Below are 20,853 nucleotides of genomic sequence, written 5' to 3'. Positions count from 1 at the left end.
AGGAATATAATGGATTGATTTTTACAAAACTGTAATGTTTCTGTTGTTCTTTTTTATAATAAAGTAACATATTTTTAATGTTGTAGCAGACAAAAAAGCGGCTATCTCTTTACATAGACGAAGGAGATAGCCGTTTTCCTATTATTACGTATGTTACGAGTTATTACGAGTTAGTTTCAATTGCTTCTAATAATAAATCCACAATGTGAATTCCTCTCATTTTATGAGAAAGCCCTTCTCGCTCAATGCCCAATTTCATTTGTAATAAACAACCTGGATTTGCAGTAACAATGGTTGCTGCTTCTGTTTCATGCACACGGTCCATTTTGTAATCTAGAAATTCCATTGATAACTCTGAATGAACAATATTGTAAATACCAGCAGAGCCACAGCAGCGGTCGGCATCTTTCATTTCTCGATATGTTGCACCTTGGATAGCCTCTAGTAACATACGAGGTTCAGAAGATGTGCGCATAACATTGCGTAAATGACAAGAGTCTTGATACGTAATAACCTGCGGCGTGAGTCGTAAGTCAGTTCGCTTATGGAAGTCTAGTTCTACTAGTATAGCAGTAATATCTTTAATTTTAGAAACAAACTGCTTAGCACGTTCAGCCCAATCCGGATCATCCTTTAAAAGATAATCATAGTCTACAAGATAAGCCCCGCAACCACCTGCATTCGTAATAATGTAGTCGATGTTTAAATTTTCGAATGCTTTTATATTTCGCTTTGCTAATTCTTTTGCTCCACTCTTTTCACCAGCATGTCCATGTAATGCACCGCAGCAACTTTGTGTTTTCGGAATAACGATATCACAACCAGCTAATTGAAGAAGTTTCATCGTTGCGTTATTTGTTTCTAAAAACATCGTATCCATTAAGCAGCCTGTGAAGAATGCAACTTGTTTTTTCTTTGTACTTTCTGCAGATAAAAATGAAGGACGATCTTTCATCGCTTTCATTTTAGGGACTTTTGGTAAAACGAGATCCATCGTTGCAAGTGTTTCAGGGAATAACTTCATAATCCCTGTTTTATGTGTTAGCGTTTGTAAACCAGAACGTTGATAAAATCCGATTAGTCCAGTTAATGTTCTCATTCGATTTTGATGGGGGAATAATCCTTCAAAAACGACTTTTCGAACAGCTTTCACTGGCACTGAGAATTTTTTATTTTGATTAATAATATCACGAGCTTCTTCTAATAAATGTCCATAATTTACACCAGATGGACAAACAGGCTCACAAGCACGGCAACCAAGACAAACGTTTAATGTATTTTCAACATCTTCATCTGGTTCGATTAAACCATCAACGACTGCTTTCATTAATGCGATACGTCCGCGCGGTGAATGTGACTCTTTATATCCAGATTGAATGTAGGTAGGACAAGTAGGTAAACAAAAACCGCATCGCATACAGTTTAATAATTCATCTTCACTTAATCGTTCTTTAAATTCTTTTTGAATATTTTCTTTATTTAATGTGGTCATCGCTCAACCACCACTCTTTTTCGAGTGTCTTTCGCGAACATTTTTCCAGGATTCATAATGTTATTTGGATCGAAAGCTTGCTTTATTCCTTGCATAGCTGCAATACCTTCTTTACCTAATTTCATTTCTAAATATGGAGCTTTCATTGCACCAACACCATGCTCACCAGTAATTGTGCCACCAAGTTCAATTGCTTTCGCAAATATTTCAGCAAAAGCTTGCTCAGCTCGGTGCATTTCTTCTGCATTACGAGCGTCTGTCATACAAGTTGGATGTAAATTCCCATCACCAGCGTGTCCAAACGTACAAATAGGAATATTATATTTTTTTGCAATGGCATTAATAGCTTCAACCATCGGAGCGATTTGTGAACGTGGTACAGTCGCATCTTCTAATATTGTAGTAGGTTTTAATCGTGCGAGCGCTGATAGAGCACTACGGCGAGCGGTACGAAGCGCATCTGCTTCTGTTTCATCTTTTGCAACGCGAACATCAACCGCATTCATAGAGTGACAAACGTTAGCCATTTTTTCAATATCTCGATTGACTACCTCGGGCGGACCGTCTTGTTCGATTAATAAAATTGCTTTTACATCTGTAGGTAAACCGATTTGTGCAAACTCTTCTACTACTTCAATTGTCGGTTGGTCTAAAAACTCCAGTGTTGCTGGAATGATTTTATTTGCAATAATAGAAGAAACAGCACGTGCAGCTTCATTAATATCTTCATATAGTGCAAGCATTGTTTTCTTTGTTTCAGGCATAGGAACAAGTTTTAATATAGCTTCTGTTACCACGCCAAGTGTTCCTTCAGAACCGATAAATAAACGAGTTAAATCGTAACCAGCTACATCTTTTGCTAATTTACCACCAGTGCGAATAATATCGCCATTTGGTAAGACAAGTTCAAGCCCCATTACATAATCACGTGTTACGCCATATTTCAAACCGCGTAATCCACCTGAGTTTTCATTAATATTACCGCCGATTGTAGAAATTTTCATCGAACTTGGATCTGGTGGATAAAATAAACCTTTTTCTTCTACCGCTTTAATAATATCAAGTGTAATGACACCAGCTTGTACAGTAATTGTTAAGTTTTCTTCATCAATTTCTAAAATATTGTTCATATGGCGGAAAATAAGGACGATACCGCCTTCAAGTGGACATGTTCCTGCGCAAAGGTTTGTTCCAGACCCGCGCACATACACAGGGATTTTGTGAGTGTTACATACTTTTAACACTTCAGCTACTTCATTTGTATTACGAGGAGCAATGACTGCATCAGGCATTGCTTGGAAGTTTGGAGTGGCATCATAACTATAAGTTAAACGCCCCATATTGGATGTATCTACATTATCTTCGCCAACAATAGATACGAATGAATGAATAATTTGTTTTTCTAACATTGGAAATCCCCCTCAAACTGTTAACGTGTTTAGTTATAATAAACAACGTGGTAACAGTGCTTTCATTATAATGATAAAAAAGTCGAGAGATTCTTTCTATGTATGATCATCTAAAGATTAATCTGTTTTATCATTCTTTTTTGTATAATTATCTAATAGGAGAAGTGCGAAGTACAAAACGTTTAAGTCTTTGAATTGTTTTGGATCAAGTCCTGTATGTTCTTCAATCTTTTTTAGCCTGTAATGTAATGTGTTAATGTGTATATGTAATTGTTTAGCCGTCTGTTTATAAGATTGGTTATAATCGATAAATAAGCGTAAAGTTTGCATAAGCTCAGGAAATGATAATAAGTTTTCGATGGTACGCTCTAGAAATTGTTCACGCGTTTCGACAGAAATATCTTGTAAACACATTTCTAAACGTAAATCTTCATTAAATACAATTTTTTTCGTTTCCAATGATACAGAAAGAGCGCGTAATGCTTGTTCGTAACATATGTTCATATTGTTTGAGGTAACTGTTTGTCCAATCCCGATATATAAAGAAATAGAAAATAAAGTTTCGCAGTCTTGTTTTAACCGTTTTAAAAATTGATAAGTTTGCTCTTTTGAGCTCGTTGCTGTAAATAAAATAAAACGATCATTTCCCCAACGAACAAATAGATGCTCTTTTGTTAAAATATTACGTATGTGTTGCCATATTTTACGCTGGAGCATCGTGTCATTTTTGCCAATAGAAAACAAAATAAGTTGTTTTTTCTTATATAAATCAATGCCAAGTGTTTTGGCGCGATCAAGAAAACTCGGGGACCACTCTGTATTTTGAAGCCAATCAAAGACAAAAGCTTCATAAGAACGGTGCTCAAGTTCTAGTTGCTCTAAAAAGTAGTTTTCATGAATTAATAATTCGGTCATCTTACGCAATATTTCTCCGTAGCGTGAAATATTTTCAGGTTCTCCTGTAATCCCAATGACACCAATTACTTCATCATGAAATAATAAAGGAAGATTCATCCCAGCCTTTACACCTTGCAATCGCCTTTCATCTTCTTTTGTAATGATGACGGTTTTCTTTTGTTTGGCGCAGCGGAGTGCACCTTCATGAAATTGACCAATTCTTTCTGTATCTGTACTTGCGATAATAACGCCTTCTATATTAATGATAATAATATTTTCTGTAATTAGTCTGCGTACTTCTCGTACAATTTTATTCGCTAAATCAGGAAATAGCATAATTGACACACCTCAAATTCTATTTGTTGTACATTATATATGTAAATTGAGTAAGAAAGGGAAATTTCACACTTTCCACACATTTATTTGTTATTTTACAATTATAACGAAATCATCCGAAGATGGAGGGAATCTTTTGAGAAAGTATGTTTTTCTTCTCTGTTTTTTATTTCTACTAGTAGGGTGTCAAGGAAGTTCATATACACCAATTGCTAAAGATAAAAATGTTATTATAACTACGAATATAAAAGAAGGCAGCATTAGTTTTATTGATAAAAAAGATAAAAAGTTAATTACGACATGGGAACTAAATGAGCCAATGGCCGGAATCACACTGCTTCCAAATGGCGATGAAATACTTGTATACGGTAAGCAATTAGAATATATGTATGTATATTCACTAGCGGAAGGAAGGCAAGTGGGAAAATATAAAACTGGAAAGGGCATTGTAAATGTGGTGGTATCAGCAGATAAAAAACAATTATTTGCTGCTGATCAAAATGTTCAAAAGGTAAGGTTCTTTACGATAAATGGGAAAGAGACAGGAAGTGTTTCAACAGGAAAAGGGCCTATAACGATGGTAGAGTATCAGAATCGGTTATCTGTACTAAACTTTTATGATATGAAACTAACGACAATTGATACGAAGAAAAAAGAAGTTATTCAATCCTTTATGATTCCGCCAGCATCAACAGGAGCGACGATTAGTCCTGATGGGAAAGAAATATGGATTGGCGGACATGGTGATGGAAATCAAGTAAATGAGAAAGTGTTAGTGTATTCTTTACAGAGTGGAGAAATGGTGCGTTCTTTACACGCTCCATTTATGCCTGTGAATATAACGAAGGATAGTAAGTACGTATATGCACTCAGTCATGGATCGAATACACTTAGAAAGTTTGATATTAGCACATATAAAGAAATAGCTTCTGTAGAAGTAGGGTCGAATCCATTTGCATTTTTTGAGAGCGGAGCAGAAGGGTATGTAGCCAGTTATGATAGTGATGAAGTGTGCGTTATAGATATGAAGAATTTGAAAATAAAACAAACAATTAAAGTCGGAAAAGGACCGTTTCAACTCATAGAGAGGGAAGGGAAGGACAATGAATAAATATAGAGTGCTAGTTGTAGATGATGAAAGTGATATGAGACAGCTTGTTGGAATGTATTTGGATAACTTTGGATATGAGTGGGGAGAAGCTGAGAATGGAAAAGAGGCTCTTAAAAAACTAGAAACGGATCATTATGATTTCGTTGTATTAGATATAATGATGCCAGAAATGGATGGACTTTCAGTTTGTAAAGAAATTAGAAAAACGTCAGATGTGCCGATTATATTTTTAACGGCAAAAGGTGAAGAGTGGAATAGGGTGAACGGCTTACGTATGGGAGCAGATGACTATATTGTAAAACCGTTTAGTCCTGGTGAATTGGTTGCCCGTATGGAAGCTGTGCTAAGAAGATATACAAAGCAAGAACAGCAAGAAGAGATTCAATTTGGACCAATTCTTATCAATGAAAAAAGTAGACGAATAGAGGCGGGTGGTGAGCCGATTTCTCTTACTGTAAAAGAGTTTGATTTATTATATTTTCTTTGCCAACATACAGGACAAGTATTTAGCCGGGAGCAATTACTTGAAAAGGTATGGGGATATGATTATGCCGGAAGTACAAGAACGGTAGATACGCATGTGAAAACGATGCGCTTGAAGCTTGGAGAAAGTGGAAACTACATTCAAACTGTTTGGGGTGTAGGCTATAAATTTGAGGTGTAACGTATGTTTACGATGGTACAAAAACTTTGGCTTACAGTAGTATGTGCAGTATGTGTAACAGTGTCCTTTCTTTATTTCGTATCTTTATACTCGTATGAAAAATTATACGTTGATAATTTAAAAGCTTCGTTAGTAATGGAAGGAAAAAGTCTTGCTGCTCAATATGATAAGCGTGAAGGAATATCAACTTTTGAAGAGAAAGTAAGATCGTTTGATCAAATATCTAGTTCAGACGTTATTTTCGTGTCTAATCCGCGTGATTTAAGTGCATGTTTGCCTTTTGATGTGCATCATCATTCTCTTATAAGTGAAGGAGATAGGCAAACGCTATTAGACGGGAAAACTGTGACAAAAATAGGATATGAAGAACATTTTGACCGTAATATTATGGGGGTTGTCATCCCTGTATTGGAAAATAAAAAATTAGTCGGAATTGTCTATTCTTATATTCCTTTAAAAAGTATAAAAGATTTAATCTATGATATGGGTCTTATTTTAGCACCGTTAGCAATTGCTATGATTTTAATTACGATATGGGTTGGAAGGAAAATTATAATTGCAATTACGAAGCCACTTTCGCAAATGGAGCGGGTTGCAAATCATTTGGCTACGGGAGATTTTTCGGAGCGGATTACAGTTTCTTCAGAGGATGAAATTGGACGATTAGGAAAAGCATTTAATAAAATGGCAAATTCATTAGAAACAGAAGATGTAAAGCGTAAGGAATTTTTAGCAAATGTTTCGCATGAACTTAGAACACCACTTAGTTATATAAAAGGGTATAGCGAGGCTATTTTAGATGGTGTTGCAAAGGGACCGCAGCAGGAAAAAGTAACGCAGCTAATTCATAAAGAAGCAGGTCGTATGCAGCGTCTCGTTCATGACTTGTTAGACTTAGCACAATTAGAAGGTGAGCACTTTCCGTTAAAGAAGCAACCTATCGTTTTTTCACAGCTGATTGAAGACGTATTAGATACGTATGAGATTAAGTTTATAGAAAAGGAAATTCATATTTCAACCAATTTAAATCCAGAGGTCATTGTCATGATTGATGAGGATCGTATGCAACAAGTGCTTCATAATGTGTTAGATAATGCGATACGGTATACAAATCAAAAAGGAAATATCGTTATAACTTTAGAGCAAATCGATGATTACTGTGAATTAAAAATAAAAGATACAGGAATTGGTATTGATATAGAACATTTGGAGAATCTTGGAGAACGCTTTTACCGAGTTGATAAAGCGAGAAGTCGTCAACACGGTGGAACAGGTTTAGGCCTTGCTATTGTGAAACAAATTGTTCATATACATGGTGGACAGTGGAAAATTGAAAGTGAAAAAGATAAGGGAACAACGGTTATTATTAAACTGAATGTACAGGATGAGGGGAGCATGTTCTAATTTTTAGGACATGTTCTTTTTATTGAAGAAAATATTTATCCCGCTATTCGCCGGGCAGTAAGATACTCACCTCAAAATTCAACGGAAGCAAAGAAGTTAGGTGGAGGCCCTGCTGCCCGTAAAAGCCCGATTGGTGAGAGCTAATAATCAGTGGGCGATGAACAAAACCCCACTGATTAAAGTTTCACTTTACACGTAAAATATAAATTAATATGTAATAAATATCGAAAATTTGACTATTTTATGAACAAAACATTTGTACTTCTTATCAATTCGGTCTAAAATAGTTATGATGCAAAGTTCTTATAAATCGTTTCAATTGTTGTTTGGAAGATACTGAGGTGATTTAACTGGAGTACAAATCTATTAAACCGAAAAAAATTTACGAAGAAGTATCTGAAGCTATTTTAACAATGATTAAAAATGGTACGTTAAAACCTGGTGACAAACTACTCCCTGTGCATCAATTAGCTGAGCAGTTTCAAGTTGGCAGATCTGCTGTTCGTGAAGCGCTAAGTGCGCTAAGAGCGATGGGCTTAATTGAGATGAAACAAGGAGAAGGTACATATGTGAAGAACTTCGATTCTTCTTCATTAACGAAATCATTAAACAATAGATTATTAATGAAGAAAGAAGATATTTTGAATTTATTAGAAGTACGAAAGGTGCTTGAAGTGGGGGCAGTTCGAGTAGCGGCGGCAAAACGTACGGAAGATAATTTACAAAATATGAAACATTGGTTAGATGAAATGGCAAAGAGCATTGGAGATGAAAAGGCTGGCGAAAAAGCCGATTTTCAATTTCATATGGGAATTGCAGAGTCTTCGCATAATAACATTTTGCTTGAACTCATGAATCATGTTTCAGAGATGATTGCTGAAACAATTGGTGAATCAAGACGCATTATTTTATATGGTGAACAAACGACATCAGAACGACTTATAGAAGAGCATCAAGTTATATATGATGCGGTGTTAAAACAAGATGTAGAATTAGCGCAGCAAGCAATGCTAGATCATTTAACAAATGTAGAACATATTGTCACAGGTAAAAACGATATAAATTCGTAATTTAATCTTTTAAAAATTTAATTTTCTGATAAAATAGAGAAAGATTAAGTAAGCGTTTTCTTTAGAAGAGGGAGAGGATAGGCCATGGTTGAGCCTATTTCTTCTCTACTAAGTCATCTGATGACCATATGTTTGTTGGTGAAGTTGTAAAAAGGGGGAGTAATAGTTATGAAAGTTACTTTATTTGTTACTTGTTTAGTCGATATGTTTGAAACAAATGTCGGCAAAGCAACAGTTGAAGTGTTGGAGCGTTTAGGTTGTGAAATTGAATTTCCAGAAGCACAAGTTTGTTGTGGGCAGCCTGCTTATAATAGCGGCCATGTAGAAGCAGCAAAAGAAGCGATGAAACATATGATTGAAACTTTCGAAGATGCAGAATATATTGTTACGCCATCTGGTTCTTGTGCGACAATGTTTCATGAGTATCCGCATGTTTTCAAAGATGATCCAAAGTGGGCTAAACGTGCACAAAAAGTTGCTGATAAAACTTATGAATTTACACAGTTTATTGTAGATGTTTTAAAAGTTACAGATGTTGGTGCAAGTTTACCAGGGATAGCTACTATTCATAAATCATGTCATATGACGCGTATGCTTGGAGTAAAAGAAGCACCAGGAATTTTATTATCAAATGTAAAAGGATTAACTGTGAGAGATTTGCCAAACGTGCAAAATTGTTGCGGGTTTGGGGGAACGTTTTCAGTTAAGATGACTCCAATTTCTGAGCAAATGGTAGACGAAAAAGTAGATAGTGTCATGGAAACAGGTGCAGATTATTTAATCGGTGCAGATTGTGGGTGTTTGTTAAACATTGGCGGACGTATTGAGCGTTTAGGAAAAGAAGTAAAAGTAATGCATATTGCTGAGGTACTGAATAGTCGCTCATGAAGGGGGAACGTAAGCTATGTCTATGAAAATCAGTGAGAAAAAATTTAATGATCGCGTTGGTGATGGAATTCAAGATTCGTTTATGCGCGGAGCAGTATCTTCTGCACAAACGCGTTTATATACGAATCGCTTAAAAGCTGCAGATGAATTAGGAAACTGGGAAGAGTGGCGTGAACTAGGTGAACAAATTCGTCAACATACGTTAGAAAATCTGGATTATTACTTAATGCAGTTAAGTGAAAATGTATCAAAAAGAGGCGGACACGTGTACTTTGCGAAGACGAAAGAGGAAGCTGCAAAGTATATTCAAGACGTTGCCAAAAAGAAACAAGCGAAAAAAGTAGTAAAATCAAAGTCGATGGTAACAGAAGAAATTAGTATGAACCATGCGCTTGAAGAGATTGGCTGTGAAGTATTAGAGAGTGACTTAGGAGAGTATATCTTGCAAGTAGATAATGATCCACCTTCACATATTATTGCACCTGCACTTCATAAAAATAGAACGCAAATTCGCGATGTATTTAAAGAAAAGCTAGGCTATGAAAATTCTGATGACCCATATGAAATGACAAAGTTTGTTCGTAAACAACTTCGTGAGAAATTTATGGATGCAGAAATTGGTGTAACTGGTTGTAACTTTGCTGTTGCCAATACTGGATCTCTTTGTTTAGTAACGAATGAAGGTAATGCAGATCTTGTTATGTCAATTCCTAAAACACAAATTGCGGTAATGGGTATGGAACGTATGGTTCCGACAATGGAAGAATTAGATGTTTTAGTTGGTTTACTATGTCGTAGTGCAGTAGGTCAAAAATTAACAAGTTATGTAACAGTAGCAGGACCAATTCAAGAAGAGGAAGTTGATGGACCTGAAGAATTCCATTTAGTGGTTGTTGATAATGGTCGCTCTCAAATTCTTGGATCTGAATTCCGTTCCGTATTACAATGTATTCGTTGCGCTGCTTGTGTTAACGTATGTCCTGTATATCGTCACGTTGGTGGACATTCATATGGATCGATTTACTCAGGACCAATCGGTGCGGTATTAACACCGCTTCTAGGTGGATATGATGATTACAAAGAGCTTCCTTATGCATCTAGTTTATGCGGAGCATGTACAGAAGCTTGTCCAGTAAAAATTCCATTGCATGATTTATTATTAAAACATCGTCAAGTCATCGTTGAGCAAGAAGGTCGTGCACCACTTGCAGAAAAACTAGCGATGAAAATGTTTAGTATGGGTGCTTCTTCAGCTGCTTTATATAAAATGGGTTCAAAAATGGCACCAGCGGCAATGAGTCCATTTACATCTGGTAATCGTGTATCAAAAGGTGTTGGACCACTTAAAAACTGGACGGATATTCGTGAATTCCCAGCTCCAAGTAAAGAACGATTCCGTGATTGGTATAAAGATCATAAGAAAGGCGGGGATAAATAATGACAGGATTAATTCAAAACCGTGATGCCTTTCTAGATAACATTGCAAAAGAACTTGGGCGCGCACGTAAAACAGAAGGTGTAGAGCGTCCAGTATGGAAAAGTAATGTGAATATAGAAACGTTAAAAGATTATTCACAAGAAGAATTACTAGAAGTGTTTAAAAAGCAATGTACAAACATTCATACAACTGTAGTAGAAACGACAAATGACCGTTTAGGTGAAGACCTTCAAAAAGTAATCATGGAAAACGGCGGGGGACCTATTTTATTATCAGCAGATGATCGTTTTGATGCATATGGTTTAACATCTTTATTTAAAGAAGAACTTCCAAAGCGAGACGTTGAAGTAAACGTATGGGATCCAGAGAGAAAAGACGAAAATATGCGTTTAGCTGAAAAAGCGAATATTGGTATTGCATTTAGTGATTATACATTAGCCGAATCTGGTACAATTGTTGTACAAAGTCATAAAGGGCAGGGACGTTCTTTACACTTTTTACCGACTGTATATTTTGCTATTATTCCACGTGAAACACTTGTGCCTCGTATTACACAAGCAGTTCAGGATATGAACTCACGCGTAGAAAATGGGGAGACAGCGGCATCTTGTATTAACTTTATTACAGGGCCAAGTAACTCGGCTGACATTGAGATGAATCTTGTTGTCGGAGTACATGGACCATTAAAAGCAGTATATTTCATCGTATAAAAGAGGGGAAAGCAGGCCGGAAAATGGCCTGCTTTTTTAGTAGAATAAAGGATAATATGAAGTAGAAGTTCTCTCCTTTTTTTGCTATGTTTTTTGGGAAAGGAGAGGAAGGGATGTTCACTTATTTATATGCACTGTTAGCAGGGATGGTGTTTGGTTCTTTTTTTATGTTAGTTGCGGTGAGGGTTCCATTAGGTGCGTCTATTATTACCCCGCGTTCACATTGTTATTATTGCAAATATGTGCTAAGGCCAAAAGAACTAATCCCCATCATTTCATTTTATATACAAAGAGGCTGTTGTACGAATTGTAAGAGGAAAATTCCAATTATATATGTAGCATTTGAATGTATAACAGGAAGTATATTTCTTCTTACCGTGTATATGATTGGAATAGAACGAGAACTTATTATCATTTTATCCCTTTTTTCGCTACTTCTTATTATTTCAGTTACAGATTACTTATATATGTTAATTCCTGATTGTATTTTAATTTCGTTTGCGGTTTTACTCATTCTCGAAAGTGTTTTTGTACAATTAGTTACTTGGACAGATAGTATAGTTGGTAGTGGTGTTATATTCCTTTTGTTATATTGCATGCAAAAGATATATCCAGAAGGGCTTGGCGGAGGAGATATAAAACTACTTTCGTTACTTGGTTTTATAGTAGGAGTGAAGGGAGTTTTTATCGTTTTATTTTTAGCATCTTGTTTTAGTCTTTGTTTTTTCGGGATTGGTATCGGATTAAAACGTATAGAAGTACGAAAGCCAATTCCATTTGGTCCTTTTATTAGTCTTGGGGCAATGTGCTATGTATTAGCTGTTTATTCAAATTAGAGAGGGAATCGAAAATGAACGTATATATGGATGATCAAAGAAGTTGCCCGTTCGGGTATGTGTCCGCAACTACGGTAGAATGTGCCTTGCAAATGGTTCGGAATTATGATGTGAATATTCTTTCCCTTGATTTTAATATGGGGTGGAAAGCAAAAAATGGACTAGATTTTGTAGAAGCTTTTTGTACAGAGGGATTATATGTGAATGAAATTCACCTTCATACGAATGATGTCATCGGTATGCACAAGATGAAACAGAGAATGGATAAGGGAAAAGAAGAAGGAGAAATTAATCCTCACCTTGTTGTTAAATACGTGGGAAGCTAAAAACTCCAAAGTAAAACTTTGGAGTTTTTAATGTTTCATATGTGCTTGTAAAGGAATAATCTCTTCTTGTTGAGCTGCTGCGATTTCAGTTTCTTCCTGTTGAACTTCAGGTGTTTTCTTTGTTAAGTAGTGGTATACCATACCAACAAATACTGATCCGCCAATAATGTTACCGATTGTAACAGGAATTAAGTTATGAATAGCACCTGAAAAAGAAATTGTCTCAGGATGCGGTGAAACTAAAGATAAAGCAAAGAGTGATAAGTTTGCAATACTATGTTCGTAACCAGATAAGAAGAATGTGAAAACAAGTAGCATCATGACTATTATTTTTGCTGTGTCACCTTTAACCTGAGAAGGTAAGAAACAAGCAAGACATACGAGCCAGTTACATAAAATGGCTTTAAAGAATAACTGCATTGTAGGTGTGTTCATCTTTCCTTCAACGACTTTACTCATTAAGTGACCGTGATCAATTGCTTCAAAAATTCCAGTTGCGTAAAATAGTAAGGCAAAGAATAACGCGCCGGCTAAGTTACCTGCATAACAAGCAACCCAGTTACGTAGTGTATCAGAAATCGTTGTTTCTTTTCTTAAAGTTGCTACAGTAAAGTACATTGTGTTCCCAGTAAACAATTCAGCACCGCCATATATAATAAGTACGAGAGCAATCCCGAAAAACATAGAAGCGGCTAAATAAGTTGCTGGTGAATCTGCAATGTGAAAAAAGTTACCTAATTTAAAACATAGTACAATAATAAAACCGATATAAATACCCGCAAGTGCAGCACGAATGAAATATTGCATTGGGTTTGTATCTAGTATTTTCTTTTTGCTTTTAGCCAGTTTGACAACATAATCTAGTCCTTGTTCTAGCATGAGTAATACGCTCCTTTAGTAAATCTTCTATAAATACTCCTTATATGAATAAAGTACATGGAATTGTTCTCACTTTCAATAAGTTTGTGCAATGTTTCACAAAAAGGACATACATACATCAAGAAAACGTTTACAAAGGGTAGTATAATGGAATTTTTTCTGGACATTGAGAGGAAGAAAGAAAAAAGAAAAAGCGCTGTAATTACAGCGCTTTTTCGTCTAAATTCTTTTCTACTTTTACTTCTACTTCTTTTGAGAAGAACCAACCACCAACTGCGATTCCGACTAATACAATCCAGAATGTAAGCTTCCACGGAGTGGATTCTGGGAATGAATGTGGAATTACATTTAATGCAGGGTGTGCTAATGTATAAACTGCTAGCTTCACACCAACCCAACCTACAATTAAGAATGCTGCGGTTTCAAGTCCTGGTTTACGTTTTAAGATTTGTACGAAAGCAGTTGCTGCAAATCGCATAATGATTAATCCGATAAGTCCACCTACAAAGATAACAGCGAATTGCCCAGTATCAAGACTACCAATTGTACCTAATCCTGTTTTTGGTAAAGTCATTGCTAGTGCAACAGCAGCTAAAATTGAATCAACTGCGAAGGCGATATCAGCAACCTCAACTTTAAATACAGTCCACCAAAAGTTCTCTTGTTTTTTCTTTGCTTCTTTTTCTTCTGTTTCTTCATCTGTATTCTTTTTAACATATGTTTTAAATAAGTGATTACCAGCGATAAACATAAGGTAGATGGCACCGATTGCTTGCACTTGCCATACATCGACTAAGAACGAAATCATAAATAACGATCCAAATCGGAAAACAAATGCCCCCGCTAATCCATAAAATAGTGCTTTCTTTCGTTTTTCTTCTGGTAAATGTTTTACCATAATTGCAAGAACAAGAGCGTTATCAGCCGCTAAAATCCCTTCAAGTGCAATTAGGATGAGTAATACCCAACCATACTCCAATAATAATGATACATCCATGTACATTCTCCTCTCATTTCTATAAGTTCTAAATAAGTGAAGAATTTCCCCACTATTTAGTTTCCCCATACTCCTGCCTATTAACTTTGGAAAAATCTGGAAGTGAATGCAAAAAAGACCTCTGCCGTTAATAGGCAAAGGTCTTGCTAGACATATGTAATAAAAAATGCCAACAAAGCCGGAAGAACTAAGTTCTACGTAATGACGACTTTGTTTCCAAGAAATATTCTTGGACGCTACTCCCCTTTGGAGATATGTTATTGTATTCTCATTATATGGATAATTTATACGGTTGTCAACCTGTTAAAATATCTTCATTCGGATATTTTATTTTCAGGTTCTTTTTACGAGCAAATGAAAAAGCCAATGTTAAAGGACCCATTTTCCCGAAAAACATCATAAAGATAATAATAGCTTTTCCGATTATAGTTAAGTGGGGTGTTAAATTCATACTGAGGCCAACAGTCCCAAATGCTGAAAATACTTCGAAAGCACTCATCAATAGAGGAACTCGCTCAGTAATACTCAAAATTAAAATAGCAAAAAAGATAAATGAAATTGAAATAATAGTAATGGTTAATGATTTGACAATGAGAGTATCTTTAATGGATTTTTTAAATACGACAATATCCTCTTGTTGTTGTAAAAATTTAAATACGCCAAAAAATATGATTAAAAATGTTGTTAACTTAATCCCACCACCAGTTGAAGCGCTACCAGCACCAATAAACATAAGGAGCATCATTAATAGGAGAGAAGGTTTTGAGAATGTAGAAATATCAACTGTATTAAACCCGGCAGTTCGCGTTGAAATTGCTTGAAAATAAGAGGCCAATCCTTCTTCAAATGGGGTAAAACCTCTCATAGAAAGGGAGTTATGGAACTCGAATATAAAAATAAAAAGGGTAGCAATAATGTTGACGATTAGAGTAGAAGAGAGCATAAGTTTTGAATGTAGTGTAAGGTTTTTAAAGTTTTTCTTTCTTTTTATGTCTACGATTACTGTAAAACCAATTCCACCTAAAATGATGAGAGAGGAAATGACGAGATTGACAAGAATGCTATGAGAATGGGACATTAAATTATCGCTCCACACAGAAAAGCCAGCATTGTTAAAGGCTGAGATTGAATGGAAAAAACTATAATAGATCCCTTTCATAACCCCATATTTTGGTACCCATTCAAAAGAAAGAATTATAGTAGCGATACATTCGACTGTAAAAGAGAATAAAAATAATGCTTTGGCAAGACGGATGATGCCGCCGATATTCGTTTGATTTAATGCTTGTTGCAGTAAAATCCGATTTTGAAGACCGATTTTTCTTCCGAGCATAATCGCAATTAAGACAGCAAAGCTCATAATGCCAAGCCCGCCAACTTGTATAAGCGTTAAAATGACACATTGTCCAAACAAAGTAAATACTTTTCCAGTATCTACAACACCAAGCCCAGTAACAGTACAAGCGGAAACGGTTGTAAATAAGGCATCGAGCCATGAAATGGACGTTGTCGTAGCAATGGGTAGTTTTAATAAACATGTGCCGACAACTGATAATACAAGAAAAGACAAAGTAAGAACGCGGGGAGGGCTCATGCTAATATTAATCCGTTTCATTTTACAGATCGCTCCTTTCGTTTTGATTAGTATGCGAAAAAGCACCATTATGTATGTTGAAAATAGAAAGAGGCAGAGAATATCTGCCTCTAAGCCATATGTTATATTATTATCCACGTAATTGTTGTTGAGCTAAAGCAACAAGACGTTTTGTTACTTCACCGCCAACTGAACCGTTAGAACGAGATGCTGTATTAGATCCTAAGCTTACACCAAATTCTTGTGCGATTTCATATTTAAATTGTTCAAGTGCTTGTTCTGCACCTGGAACTAATAATTTGTTTGTTTTTACCATGTTGATACACATCCTTATGAGTAGTCCAGTTCAGCTAAGTTCTTATCTAAACTGGTAACGTTATTTTATGTGGAAACGACGTACTCATACGCGGAAGTAATCGGTGCGATTAGAAGTTCTTGGATAGAAAAAAGAGTAGCAAATTTGCTACTCTTTTTTTAGTATTGTCGCTGTTCCTTCCACGACAATATCATCTGATTGATTATATATGTTTGTTTGCAGCGTAATGATTTTTTTATCATCACGCTTCTTAATAACCTCTGCCACAACGCGAAGTGTATCACCGATTTTGACAGGGGCACGGAATGAAACATTTTGGGATAAATAAATCGTATTTTTGCCTGGGAGTTTCGTTCCAAGGATGGTAGAAATAAAACTCGAAACGAGCATACCGTGAGCAATACGTTCTTTAAACATTGTCGTTTTTGCAAAAGAATCTAAAATGTGAATAGGATTCACATCCCCAGTCAATTTTGCAAAATTGATAACATCTTCATCTGTAATTGTTTTTGTAAGGGATGCTTGATCACCGACTTGAATCTCATCATAGCGAAGCTCCGGAACAGTTTGTGCTTCTTGAAATGGATTCATTTTGTCCTCCTTCTTTTCCATATCGAAAAATGTTAGCCATCTTGATGTAGTAGGAGGAAGAAAGAGTTTTGTTTGTGCTGCGGTTAGCTCCCACATTTTTCTTACTTGATGGAAGTAAATAGATTTTTTGAGTTTTCCTCGAACTTTTTTGCGAGTTCCAACTGTTTTGACTTGAACTCTTCCAAAAAACCCTCTAACTGTTTTTGAGCCTCTTCACGTTGTAATTGTTGTTGCTCAATAAATTGTTTTGTTGTTTCTTCAAATTGGCCGCTTGTTTGGGTAAGAATTGACAATGATGTTTTTGTAGGAGAAACAGTAAGCTGATGCATATGAGCAGAAAGTTCCTTCCATTTGTCCTGCCACTCGTTAATTTGATCATTTAAGGAGTTTCCAGTTAATTGTTTCACGTAATCTGTATATTGGTTATTGAACTGAGCAGTGAGTTGTTGTAGTTCTTTTTCTAGTTCATCTACTCCTGATGTTAATTTATGCAAAGCGTCTTGTTGTTGTTTTAATGTTTCTAAAGTAAGTTGCTCTAATTGCTTCCCAGCTGAAGAGAAAAGGGAAAGTGATTGAGACCAGTTTTTCCAAAATGCATCGACTAATTCGTATGGTTTAGTTTCCATTGTTTGACCCCCAAATGTTTTTTTGCATATTGTGAACGCAGATTACTCTGCTGTACCACCAGGTGAAGATGAAGAATCCTTTTCATCCTTTTCTGGAGAAGTAGAAAATGGAAAGAATGCATTGGTGTATAACGTGAAAAACGTTCGCAACATATTTTGATAATGTTCAAAAGAAGTCGCACATGTTGTTAAATATTGCTCTCCATATTCAGTTAAAGAATAAATTCTTTTTGCCGGCCCTCCATCGCTTGTATCCCAAGTAGAAGAAATAAGGTTTTCTTTTTCTAATTTGCGTAGTGTTCTATAAACATTACCTTGGTCAACAGAAGAAAAGCCGATATCCATTAGCATTTGAATAAGTTTGTAACCATGAAGACTCCAGTCTTTTAGACAGAGAAGTAAGAAGGGAACTAAGAAGTTTTTTGGCATGGAGTTTGGTTGTTTCGCTTGGTTGCTCTCCAAACTTTCGCGTTGTTCTGGTTCATTTTGTAGCATGATTGTGCATCACCTCATGAATCAGTTAGATGGAATTTTTTGCTTATAAGTGCAATTTACACCTATCTGTTTTTAAAGTCAACACATTTGTTAGAAAATAGAAAAAAATAAAATATAGACTTGAAGTTTTATTCAGAATATTAGAAAATAGTGAATAGGTTGAATTGTTTCAAAAACGAAAAAGGGAGTGTAGGTAAAGTGATTGATCAAAAATTCGATCCACTACAAGCATGGAAAAATGCTTATGAACAAACCGAAACATTTTGGGGAAAAGCGCTCAATGAAACAATTAAAACAGAAGAATATTCTGCTTGGATGGGCAGCGTTCTAGATTTGAATTTGTTTTATCAAAAAGCATTAAATGATACGACAAAAAACTATTTAGAACAAGTAAATGTGCCGACGAAAGAGGATATCGCAAGAGTGGCTACGCTTGTTATTAACTTAGAAAATAAAGTAGATAACATTGAGGAGTTTCTAGAGGAGAAAGTAGATTCTTTAGGGCAAGCTCCTACATTAAAGCGTGATGTAACGAAAGTAAAACAAGATATTCGTACGCTTGAAACAAAAGTAGATCAAATTTTAGAATTGCTAGAAAAGCAAAATGCAGTACTAGCTAAACTACAAGTACCTGTAAAAGAAGAGGTAAAGCCTGCGAATAAACCAGAAAATAAAAAATGATAAAAGCGCTTGTTTATAACAGATAAAAGAGAGAGGGAGAATCTCTTTTCACGTATAAACAGCGAAACATAATTATATATGGACTCTATAGTATGAGTACCAAAATGATTCATAACAATCGTTCACAAATTCATTTAAGGGGGAAAAGAAATGGTTCAATTAAATGGAAAAGTAGCAATCGTAACAGGTGGAGCAAAAGGAATTGGAAAAGCAATTACAGTAGCATTAGCACAAGAGGGAGCGAAAGTAGTTATTAACTATAATAGCAGTAAAGAAGCAGCTGAAAATTTAGTAAATGAATTAGGAAAAGACGGACATGACGTTTATGCAGTGCAAGCGGATGTTTCTAAAGTAGAAGATGCAAACCGACTTGTAGAAGAAACTGTGAATCATTTTGGTAAAGTTGATATTCTTGTTAATAATGCTGGTATTACAAGAGACCGTACATTCAAAAAGTTAAATCGTGAAGATTGGGAGCGCGTAATTGACGTGAATTTAAGCAGCGTATTTAATACGACAAGTGCGGTTCTTCCATACATAACGGAAGCAGAAGAAGGAAGAATTATTAGCATTTCTTCTATTATTGGTCAAGCAGGTGGATTTGGCCAAACAAACTACTCAGCAGCAAAAGCGGGTATGTTAGGATTTACAAAATCATTAGCGTTAGAACTTGCAAAAACAAATGTCACTGTAAATGCTATTTGTCCAGGATTTATTGATACTGAAATGGTAGCAGAAGTACCAGAAGAAGTACGTCAAAAAATCGTTGCAAAAATCCCGAAAAAACGTTTTGGTCAAGCTGATGAAATTGCAAAAGGTGTAGTATACCTATGCCGTGACGGTGCGTATATCACAGGTCAACAATTAAACATTAACGGCGGATTATATATGTAATGAAGTAAGAAAAAAGTGCATATCCATAGCAGGAATGCACTTCTTTTTTTTAAGAAGGAAATCGACCAAAAAGGAGATAGAAAAATGACTACATTCGCAACAGAATGGGAAAAGCAATTAGAGCTATACCCAGAAGAGTACCGAAAAGCATACCGCCGAGTGAAAAGGGCGAGTGAAATTTTATTACGTGAACCAGAGCCGCAAGTCGGATTAACGCCGAAAGAGGTTATTTGGACGAAGAATAAGACGAAGCTTTATCGCTACATTCCAAAACAAGAAAAAACACAAAGAGTTCCAATTCTGTTAATATATGCTCTTATTAATAAACCATATATTATGGATTTAACTCCTGGAAATAGTTTAGTGGAATATCTAGTGGATCGTGGTTTTGATGTATATATGCTTGATTGGGGCACATTTGGTTTAGAAGATAGTCATTTGAAATTTGATGATTTCGTGTTTGATTATATTGCAAAAGCAGTAAAAAAAGTAATGCGAACTGCAAAATCGGACGAGATTTCTTTACTTGGTTATTGCATGGGTGGAACGCTAACTTCTATTTATGCAGCGCTTCATCCGCACATGCCAATTCGTAATTTAATTTTCATGACAAGTCCTTTTGATTTCTCTGAAACAGGATTGTATGGTCCTTTATTAGATGAGAAATACTTCAATTTAGATAAAGCGGTTGATACATTTGGAAATATTCCGCCAGAAATGATTGATTTCGGAAACAAAATGTTAAAGCCAATTACGAACTTTGTTGGTCCATATGTTGCTCTAGTAGATCGTTCAGAGAATGAACGCTTCGTCGAAAGCTGGAGATTGGTTCAAAAGTGGGTTGGTGATGGTATTCCGTTCCCAGGTGAATCATACAGACAGTGGATTCGTGATTTTTATCAAAATAATAAATTGGTTAAGGGTGAACTCGTTATTCGCGGACAAAAGGTAGATCTTGCAAATATTAAGGCGAATGTCTTAAATATTTCCGGGAAACGTGATCATATCGCTTTGCCATGTCAAGTAGAAGCATTACTAGACCATATTTCTAGCACAGATAAACAATATGTATGTTTACCAACAGGGCATATGTCTATCGTTTACGGTGGAACAGCTGTAAAACAAACATATCCGACGATTGGAAATTGGCTTGAAGAGCGTTCTAATTAAAAATAAAAAATCCAACTAGCCTATGTTAG

At 35.8% G+C, this 20,853-nt stretch carries 22 protein-coding genes; 12 read left to right on the top strand and 10 right to left on the bottom strand.

The window, feature by feature from the left end; translation table 11 throughout:
• Positions 1–163: 163 nt before the first annotated feature.
• From ACTFSL_RS02710 to ACTFSL_RS02700, 3 genes are all read right to left on the bottom strand, one after another.
• A complete protein-coding gene (locus tag ACTFSL_RS02710) occupies positions 164–1,492 on the bottom strand; it encodes a (Fe-S)-binding protein (RefSeq protein WP_065223903.1) in 1,329 nt (442 codons plus the stop codon).
• Positions 1,489–2,901: a glycolate oxidase subunit GlcD gene (gene glcD, locus ACTFSL_RS02705; protein WP_065223904.1), complete on the bottom strand. Its 1,413-nt coding sequence runs from the start codon at positions 2,899–2,901 to the stop codon at positions 1,489–1,491. Before glcD ends, ACTFSL_RS02710 begins: the two co-directional genes overlap by 4 nt.
• Positions 2,902–3,018: 117 nt before the next feature.
• The gene (locus ACTFSL_RS02700) at positions 3,019–4,134 is read right to left on the bottom strand and encodes a CdaR family transcriptional regulator (RefSeq protein ID WP_440041120.1); all 1,116 of its coding nucleotides are present in this window, start codon (positions 4,132–4,134) and stop codon (positions 3,019–3,021) included.
• A gap of 136 nt (positions 4,135–4,270) precedes the next feature.
• Here ACTFSL_RS02700 and ACTFSL_RS02695 point away from each other — a divergent pair, with 136 nt between their 5' ends.
• The 9 genes from ACTFSL_RS02695 (at position 4,271) to ACTFSL_RS02655 (ending at position 12,581) form a co-directional block, all read left to right on the top strand.
• Complete coding sequence (locus ACTFSL_RS02695; RefSeq protein ID WP_440041119.1) at positions 4,271–5,245, top strand: YncE family protein; 975 nt, start codon at positions 4,271–4,273, stop codon at positions 5,243–5,245.
• The gene (locus ACTFSL_RS02690) at positions 5,238–5,909 is read left to right on the top strand and encodes a response regulator transcription factor (protein WP_001046398.1); all 672 of its coding nucleotides are present in this window, start codon (positions 5,238–5,240) and stop codon (positions 5,907–5,909) included. Before ACTFSL_RS02695 ends, ACTFSL_RS02690 begins: the two co-directional genes overlap by 8 nt.
• Before the next feature lie 3 nt (positions 5,910–5,912).
• Positions 5,913–7,313 (top strand): sensor histidine kinase, encoded by a 1,401-nt coding sequence (locus ACTFSL_RS02685; protein WP_000494796.1) that lies wholly within the window; start codon positions 5,913–5,915, stop codon positions 7,311–7,313.
• A 380-nt stretch (positions 7,314–7,693) separates the two neighbouring features.
• On the top strand, positions 7,694–8,383 hold the full coding sequence (locus ACTFSL_RS02680) for a FadR/GntR family transcriptional regulator (RefSeq protein ID WP_254904515.1): 690 nt from the start codon (positions 7,694–7,696) through the stop codon (positions 8,381–8,383).
• Between the two features lie 168 nt (positions 8,384–8,551).
• Positions 8,552–9,271: a (Fe-S)-binding protein gene (locus ACTFSL_RS02675; RefSeq protein WP_000869148.1), complete on the top strand. Its 720-nt coding sequence runs from the start codon at positions 8,552–8,554 to the stop codon at positions 9,269–9,271.
• A 16-nt stretch (positions 9,272–9,287) separates the two neighbouring features.
• The gene (locus ACTFSL_RS02670) at positions 9,288–10,709 is read left to right on the top strand and encodes a LutB/LldF family L-lactate oxidation iron-sulfur protein (RefSeq protein WP_000061930.1); all 1,422 of its coding nucleotides are present in this window, start codon (positions 9,288–9,290) and stop codon (positions 10,707–10,709) included.
• Positions 10,709–11,419, top strand: coding sequence for a LutC/YkgG family protein (locus ACTFSL_RS02665; RefSeq protein WP_000147187.1), 711 nt, complete (start codon positions 10,709–10,711; stop codon positions 11,417–11,419). Before ACTFSL_RS02670 ends, ACTFSL_RS02665 begins: the two co-directional genes overlap by 1 nt.
• A gap of 113 nt (positions 11,420–11,532) precedes the next feature.
• Complete coding sequence (locus tag ACTFSL_RS02660; protein WP_000495726.1) at positions 11,533–12,255, top strand: prepilin peptidase; 723 nt, start codon at positions 11,533–11,535, stop codon at positions 12,253–12,255.
• Between the two features lie 14 nt (positions 12,256–12,269).
• Complete coding sequence (locus ACTFSL_RS02655; protein ID WP_119683121.1) at positions 12,270–12,581, top strand: cyclic-phosphate processing receiver domain-containing protein; 312 nt, start codon at positions 12,270–12,272, stop codon at positions 12,579–12,581.
• A gap of 27 nt (positions 12,582–12,608) precedes the next feature.
• On the opposite strand, the gene ACTFSL_RS02650 is transcribed toward ACTFSL_RS02655, so the two are convergent.
• From ACTFSL_RS02650 to phaQ, 7 genes are all read right to left on the bottom strand, one after another.
• Positions 12,609–13,460, bottom strand: a complete 852-nt coding sequence (locus ACTFSL_RS02650; protein ID WP_000893026.1) for a formate/nitrite transporter family protein — start codon at positions 13,458–13,460, stop codon at positions 12,609–12,611.
• A 202-nt stretch (positions 13,461–13,662) separates the two neighbouring features.
• Positions 13,663–14,457, bottom strand: coding sequence for a TerC family protein (locus ACTFSL_RS02645; protein ID WP_000383314.1), 795 nt, complete (start codon positions 14,455–14,457; stop codon positions 13,663–13,665).
• 295 nt (positions 14,458–14,752) lie between these two features.
• Complete coding sequence (locus tag ACTFSL_RS02640) at positions 14,753–16,072, bottom strand: TrkH family potassium uptake protein (protein ID WP_119683122.1); 1,320 nt, start codon at positions 16,070–16,072, stop codon at positions 14,753–14,755.
• A 109-nt stretch (positions 16,073–16,181) separates the two neighbouring features.
• Entirely contained in the window at positions 16,182–16,367 is a 186-nt protein-coding gene (locus ACTFSL_RS02635; RefSeq protein WP_000241212.1) for an alpha/beta-type small acid-soluble spore protein, read from the bottom strand.
• A gap of 147 nt (positions 16,368–16,514) precedes the next feature.
• Entirely contained in the window at positions 16,515–16,958 is a 444-nt protein-coding gene (locus tag ACTFSL_RS02630) for a MaoC family dehydratase (RefSeq protein ID WP_001067916.1), read from the bottom strand.
• Between the two features lie 101 nt (positions 16,959–17,059).
• Complete coding sequence (phaP, locus tag ACTFSL_RS02625) at positions 17,060–17,584, bottom strand: polyhydroxyalkanoic acid inclusion protein PhaP (RefSeq protein WP_000448594.1); 525 nt, start codon at positions 17,582–17,584, stop codon at positions 17,060–17,062.
• A 42-nt stretch (positions 17,585–17,626) separates the two neighbouring features.
• Entirely contained in the window at positions 17,627–18,079 is a 453-nt protein-coding gene (gene phaQ / locus ACTFSL_RS02620) for a poly-beta-hydroxybutyrate-responsive repressor (protein WP_000939955.1), read from the bottom strand.
• Between the two features lie 198 nt (positions 18,080–18,277).
• Between phaQ and phaR the strand changes: the two genes are divergently transcribed.
• The 3 genes from phaR to phaC all read left to right on the top strand — a co-directional run bounded on the left by phaR (position 18,278) and on the right by phaC (position 20,824).
• Positions 18,278–18,760, top strand: a complete 483-nt coding sequence (phaR, locus tag ACTFSL_RS02615; protein WP_000566942.1) for a polyhydroxyalkanoic acid synthase subunit PhaR — start codon at positions 18,278–18,280, stop codon at positions 18,758–18,760.
• A 150-nt stretch (positions 18,761–18,910) separates the two neighbouring features.
• On the top strand, positions 18,911–19,654 hold the full coding sequence (locus ACTFSL_RS02610; protein ID WP_000250409.1) for an acetoacetyl-CoA reductase: 744 nt from the start codon (positions 18,911–18,913) through the stop codon (positions 19,652–19,654).
• 84 nt (positions 19,655–19,738) lie between these two features.
• Positions 19,739–20,824 (top strand): class III poly(R)-hydroxyalkanoic acid synthase subunit PhaC, encoded by a 1,086-nt coding sequence (gene phaC, locus ACTFSL_RS02605; RefSeq protein WP_000206336.1) that lies wholly within the window; start codon positions 19,739–19,741, stop codon positions 20,822–20,824.
• Positions 20,825–20,853: the final 29 nt, after the last annotated feature.

Source organism: Bacillus cereus group sp. MYBK108-1, from assembly GCF_051917185.1.
GTDB lineage: Bacteria > Bacillota > Bacilli > Bacillales > Bacillaceae_G > Bacillus_A > Bacillus_A cereus.
This window is presented reverse-complemented; position numbering and strand designations above follow the sequence as displayed.

What these genes read in the sequence shown, in the direction of transcription:
- ACTFSL_RS02710 (WP_065223903.1), bottom strand. Translation starts at nt 1,492, where the DNA reads ATGACCACATTAAATAAAGAAAATATTCAAAAAGAATTTAAAGAACGA.
- glcD (WP_065223904.1), bottom strand. Translation starts at nt 2,901, where the DNA reads ATGTTAGAAAAACAAATTATTCATTCATTCGTATCTATTGTTGGCGAA.
- ACTFSL_RS02700 (WP_440041120.1), bottom strand. Translation starts at nt 4,134, where the DNA reads ATGCTATTTCCTGATTTAGCGAATAAAATTGTACGAGAAGTACGCAGA.
- ACTFSL_RS02690 (WP_001046398.1), top strand. Translation starts at nt 5,238, where the DNA reads ATGAATAAATATAGAGTGCTAGTTGTAGATGATGAAAGTGATATGAGA.
- ACTFSL_RS02685 (WP_000494796.1), top strand. Translation starts at nt 5,913, where the DNA reads ATGTTTACGATGGTACAAAAACTTTGGCTTACAGTAGTATGTGCAGTA.
- ACTFSL_RS02675 (WP_000869148.1), top strand. Translation starts at nt 8,552, where the DNA reads ATGAAAGTTACTTTATTTGTTACTTGTTTAGTCGATATGTTTGAAACA.
- ACTFSL_RS02670 (WP_000061930.1), top strand. Translation starts at nt 9,288, where the DNA reads ATGTCTATGAAAATCAGTGAGAAAAAATTTAATGATCGCGTTGGTGAT.
- ACTFSL_RS02665 (WP_000147187.1), top strand. Translation starts at nt 10,709, where the DNA reads ATGACAGGATTAATTCAAAACCGTGATGCCTTTCTAGATAACATTGCA.
- ACTFSL_RS02660 (WP_000495726.1), top strand. Translation starts at nt 11,533, where the DNA reads ATGTTCACTTATTTATATGCACTGTTAGCAGGGATGGTGTTTGGTTCT.
- ACTFSL_RS02655 (WP_119683121.1), top strand. Translation starts at nt 12,270, where the DNA reads ATGAACGTATATATGGATGATCAAAGAAGTTGCCCGTTCGGGTATGTG.
- ACTFSL_RS02650 (WP_000893026.1), bottom strand. Translation starts at nt 13,460, where the DNA reads ATGCTAGAACAAGGACTAGATTATGTTGTCAAACTGGCTAAAAGCAAA.
- ACTFSL_RS02645 (WP_000383314.1), bottom strand. Translation starts at nt 14,457, where the DNA reads ATGGATGTATCATTATTATTGGAGTATGGTTGGGTATTACTCATCCTA.
- ACTFSL_RS02640 (WP_119683122.1), bottom strand. Translation starts at nt 16,072, where the DNA reads ATGAAACGGATTAATATTAGCATGAGCCCTCCCCGCGTTCTTACTTTG.
- ACTFSL_RS02635 (WP_000241212.1), bottom strand. Translation starts at nt 16,367, where the DNA reads ATGGTAAAAACAAACAAATTATTAGTTCCAGGTGCAGAACAAGCACTT.
- ACTFSL_RS02630 (WP_001067916.1), bottom strand. Translation starts at nt 16,958, where the DNA reads ATGAATCCATTTCAAGAAGCACAAACTGTTCCGGAGCTTCGCTATGAT.
- phaP (WP_000448594.1), bottom strand. Translation starts at nt 17,584, where the DNA reads ATGGAAACTAAACCATACGAATTAGTCGATGCATTTTGGAAAAACTGG.
- phaQ (WP_000939955.1), bottom strand. Translation starts at nt 18,079, where the DNA reads ATGCTACAAAATGAACCAGAACAACGCGAAAGTTTGGAGAGCAACCAA.
- ACTFSL_RS02610 (WP_000250409.1), top strand. Translation starts at nt 18,911, where the DNA reads ATGGTTCAATTAAATGGAAAAGTAGCAATCGTAACAGGTGGAGCAAAA.
- phaC (WP_000206336.1), top strand. Translation starts at nt 19,739, where the DNA reads ATGACTACATTCGCAACAGAATGGGAAAAGCAATTAGAGCTATACCCA.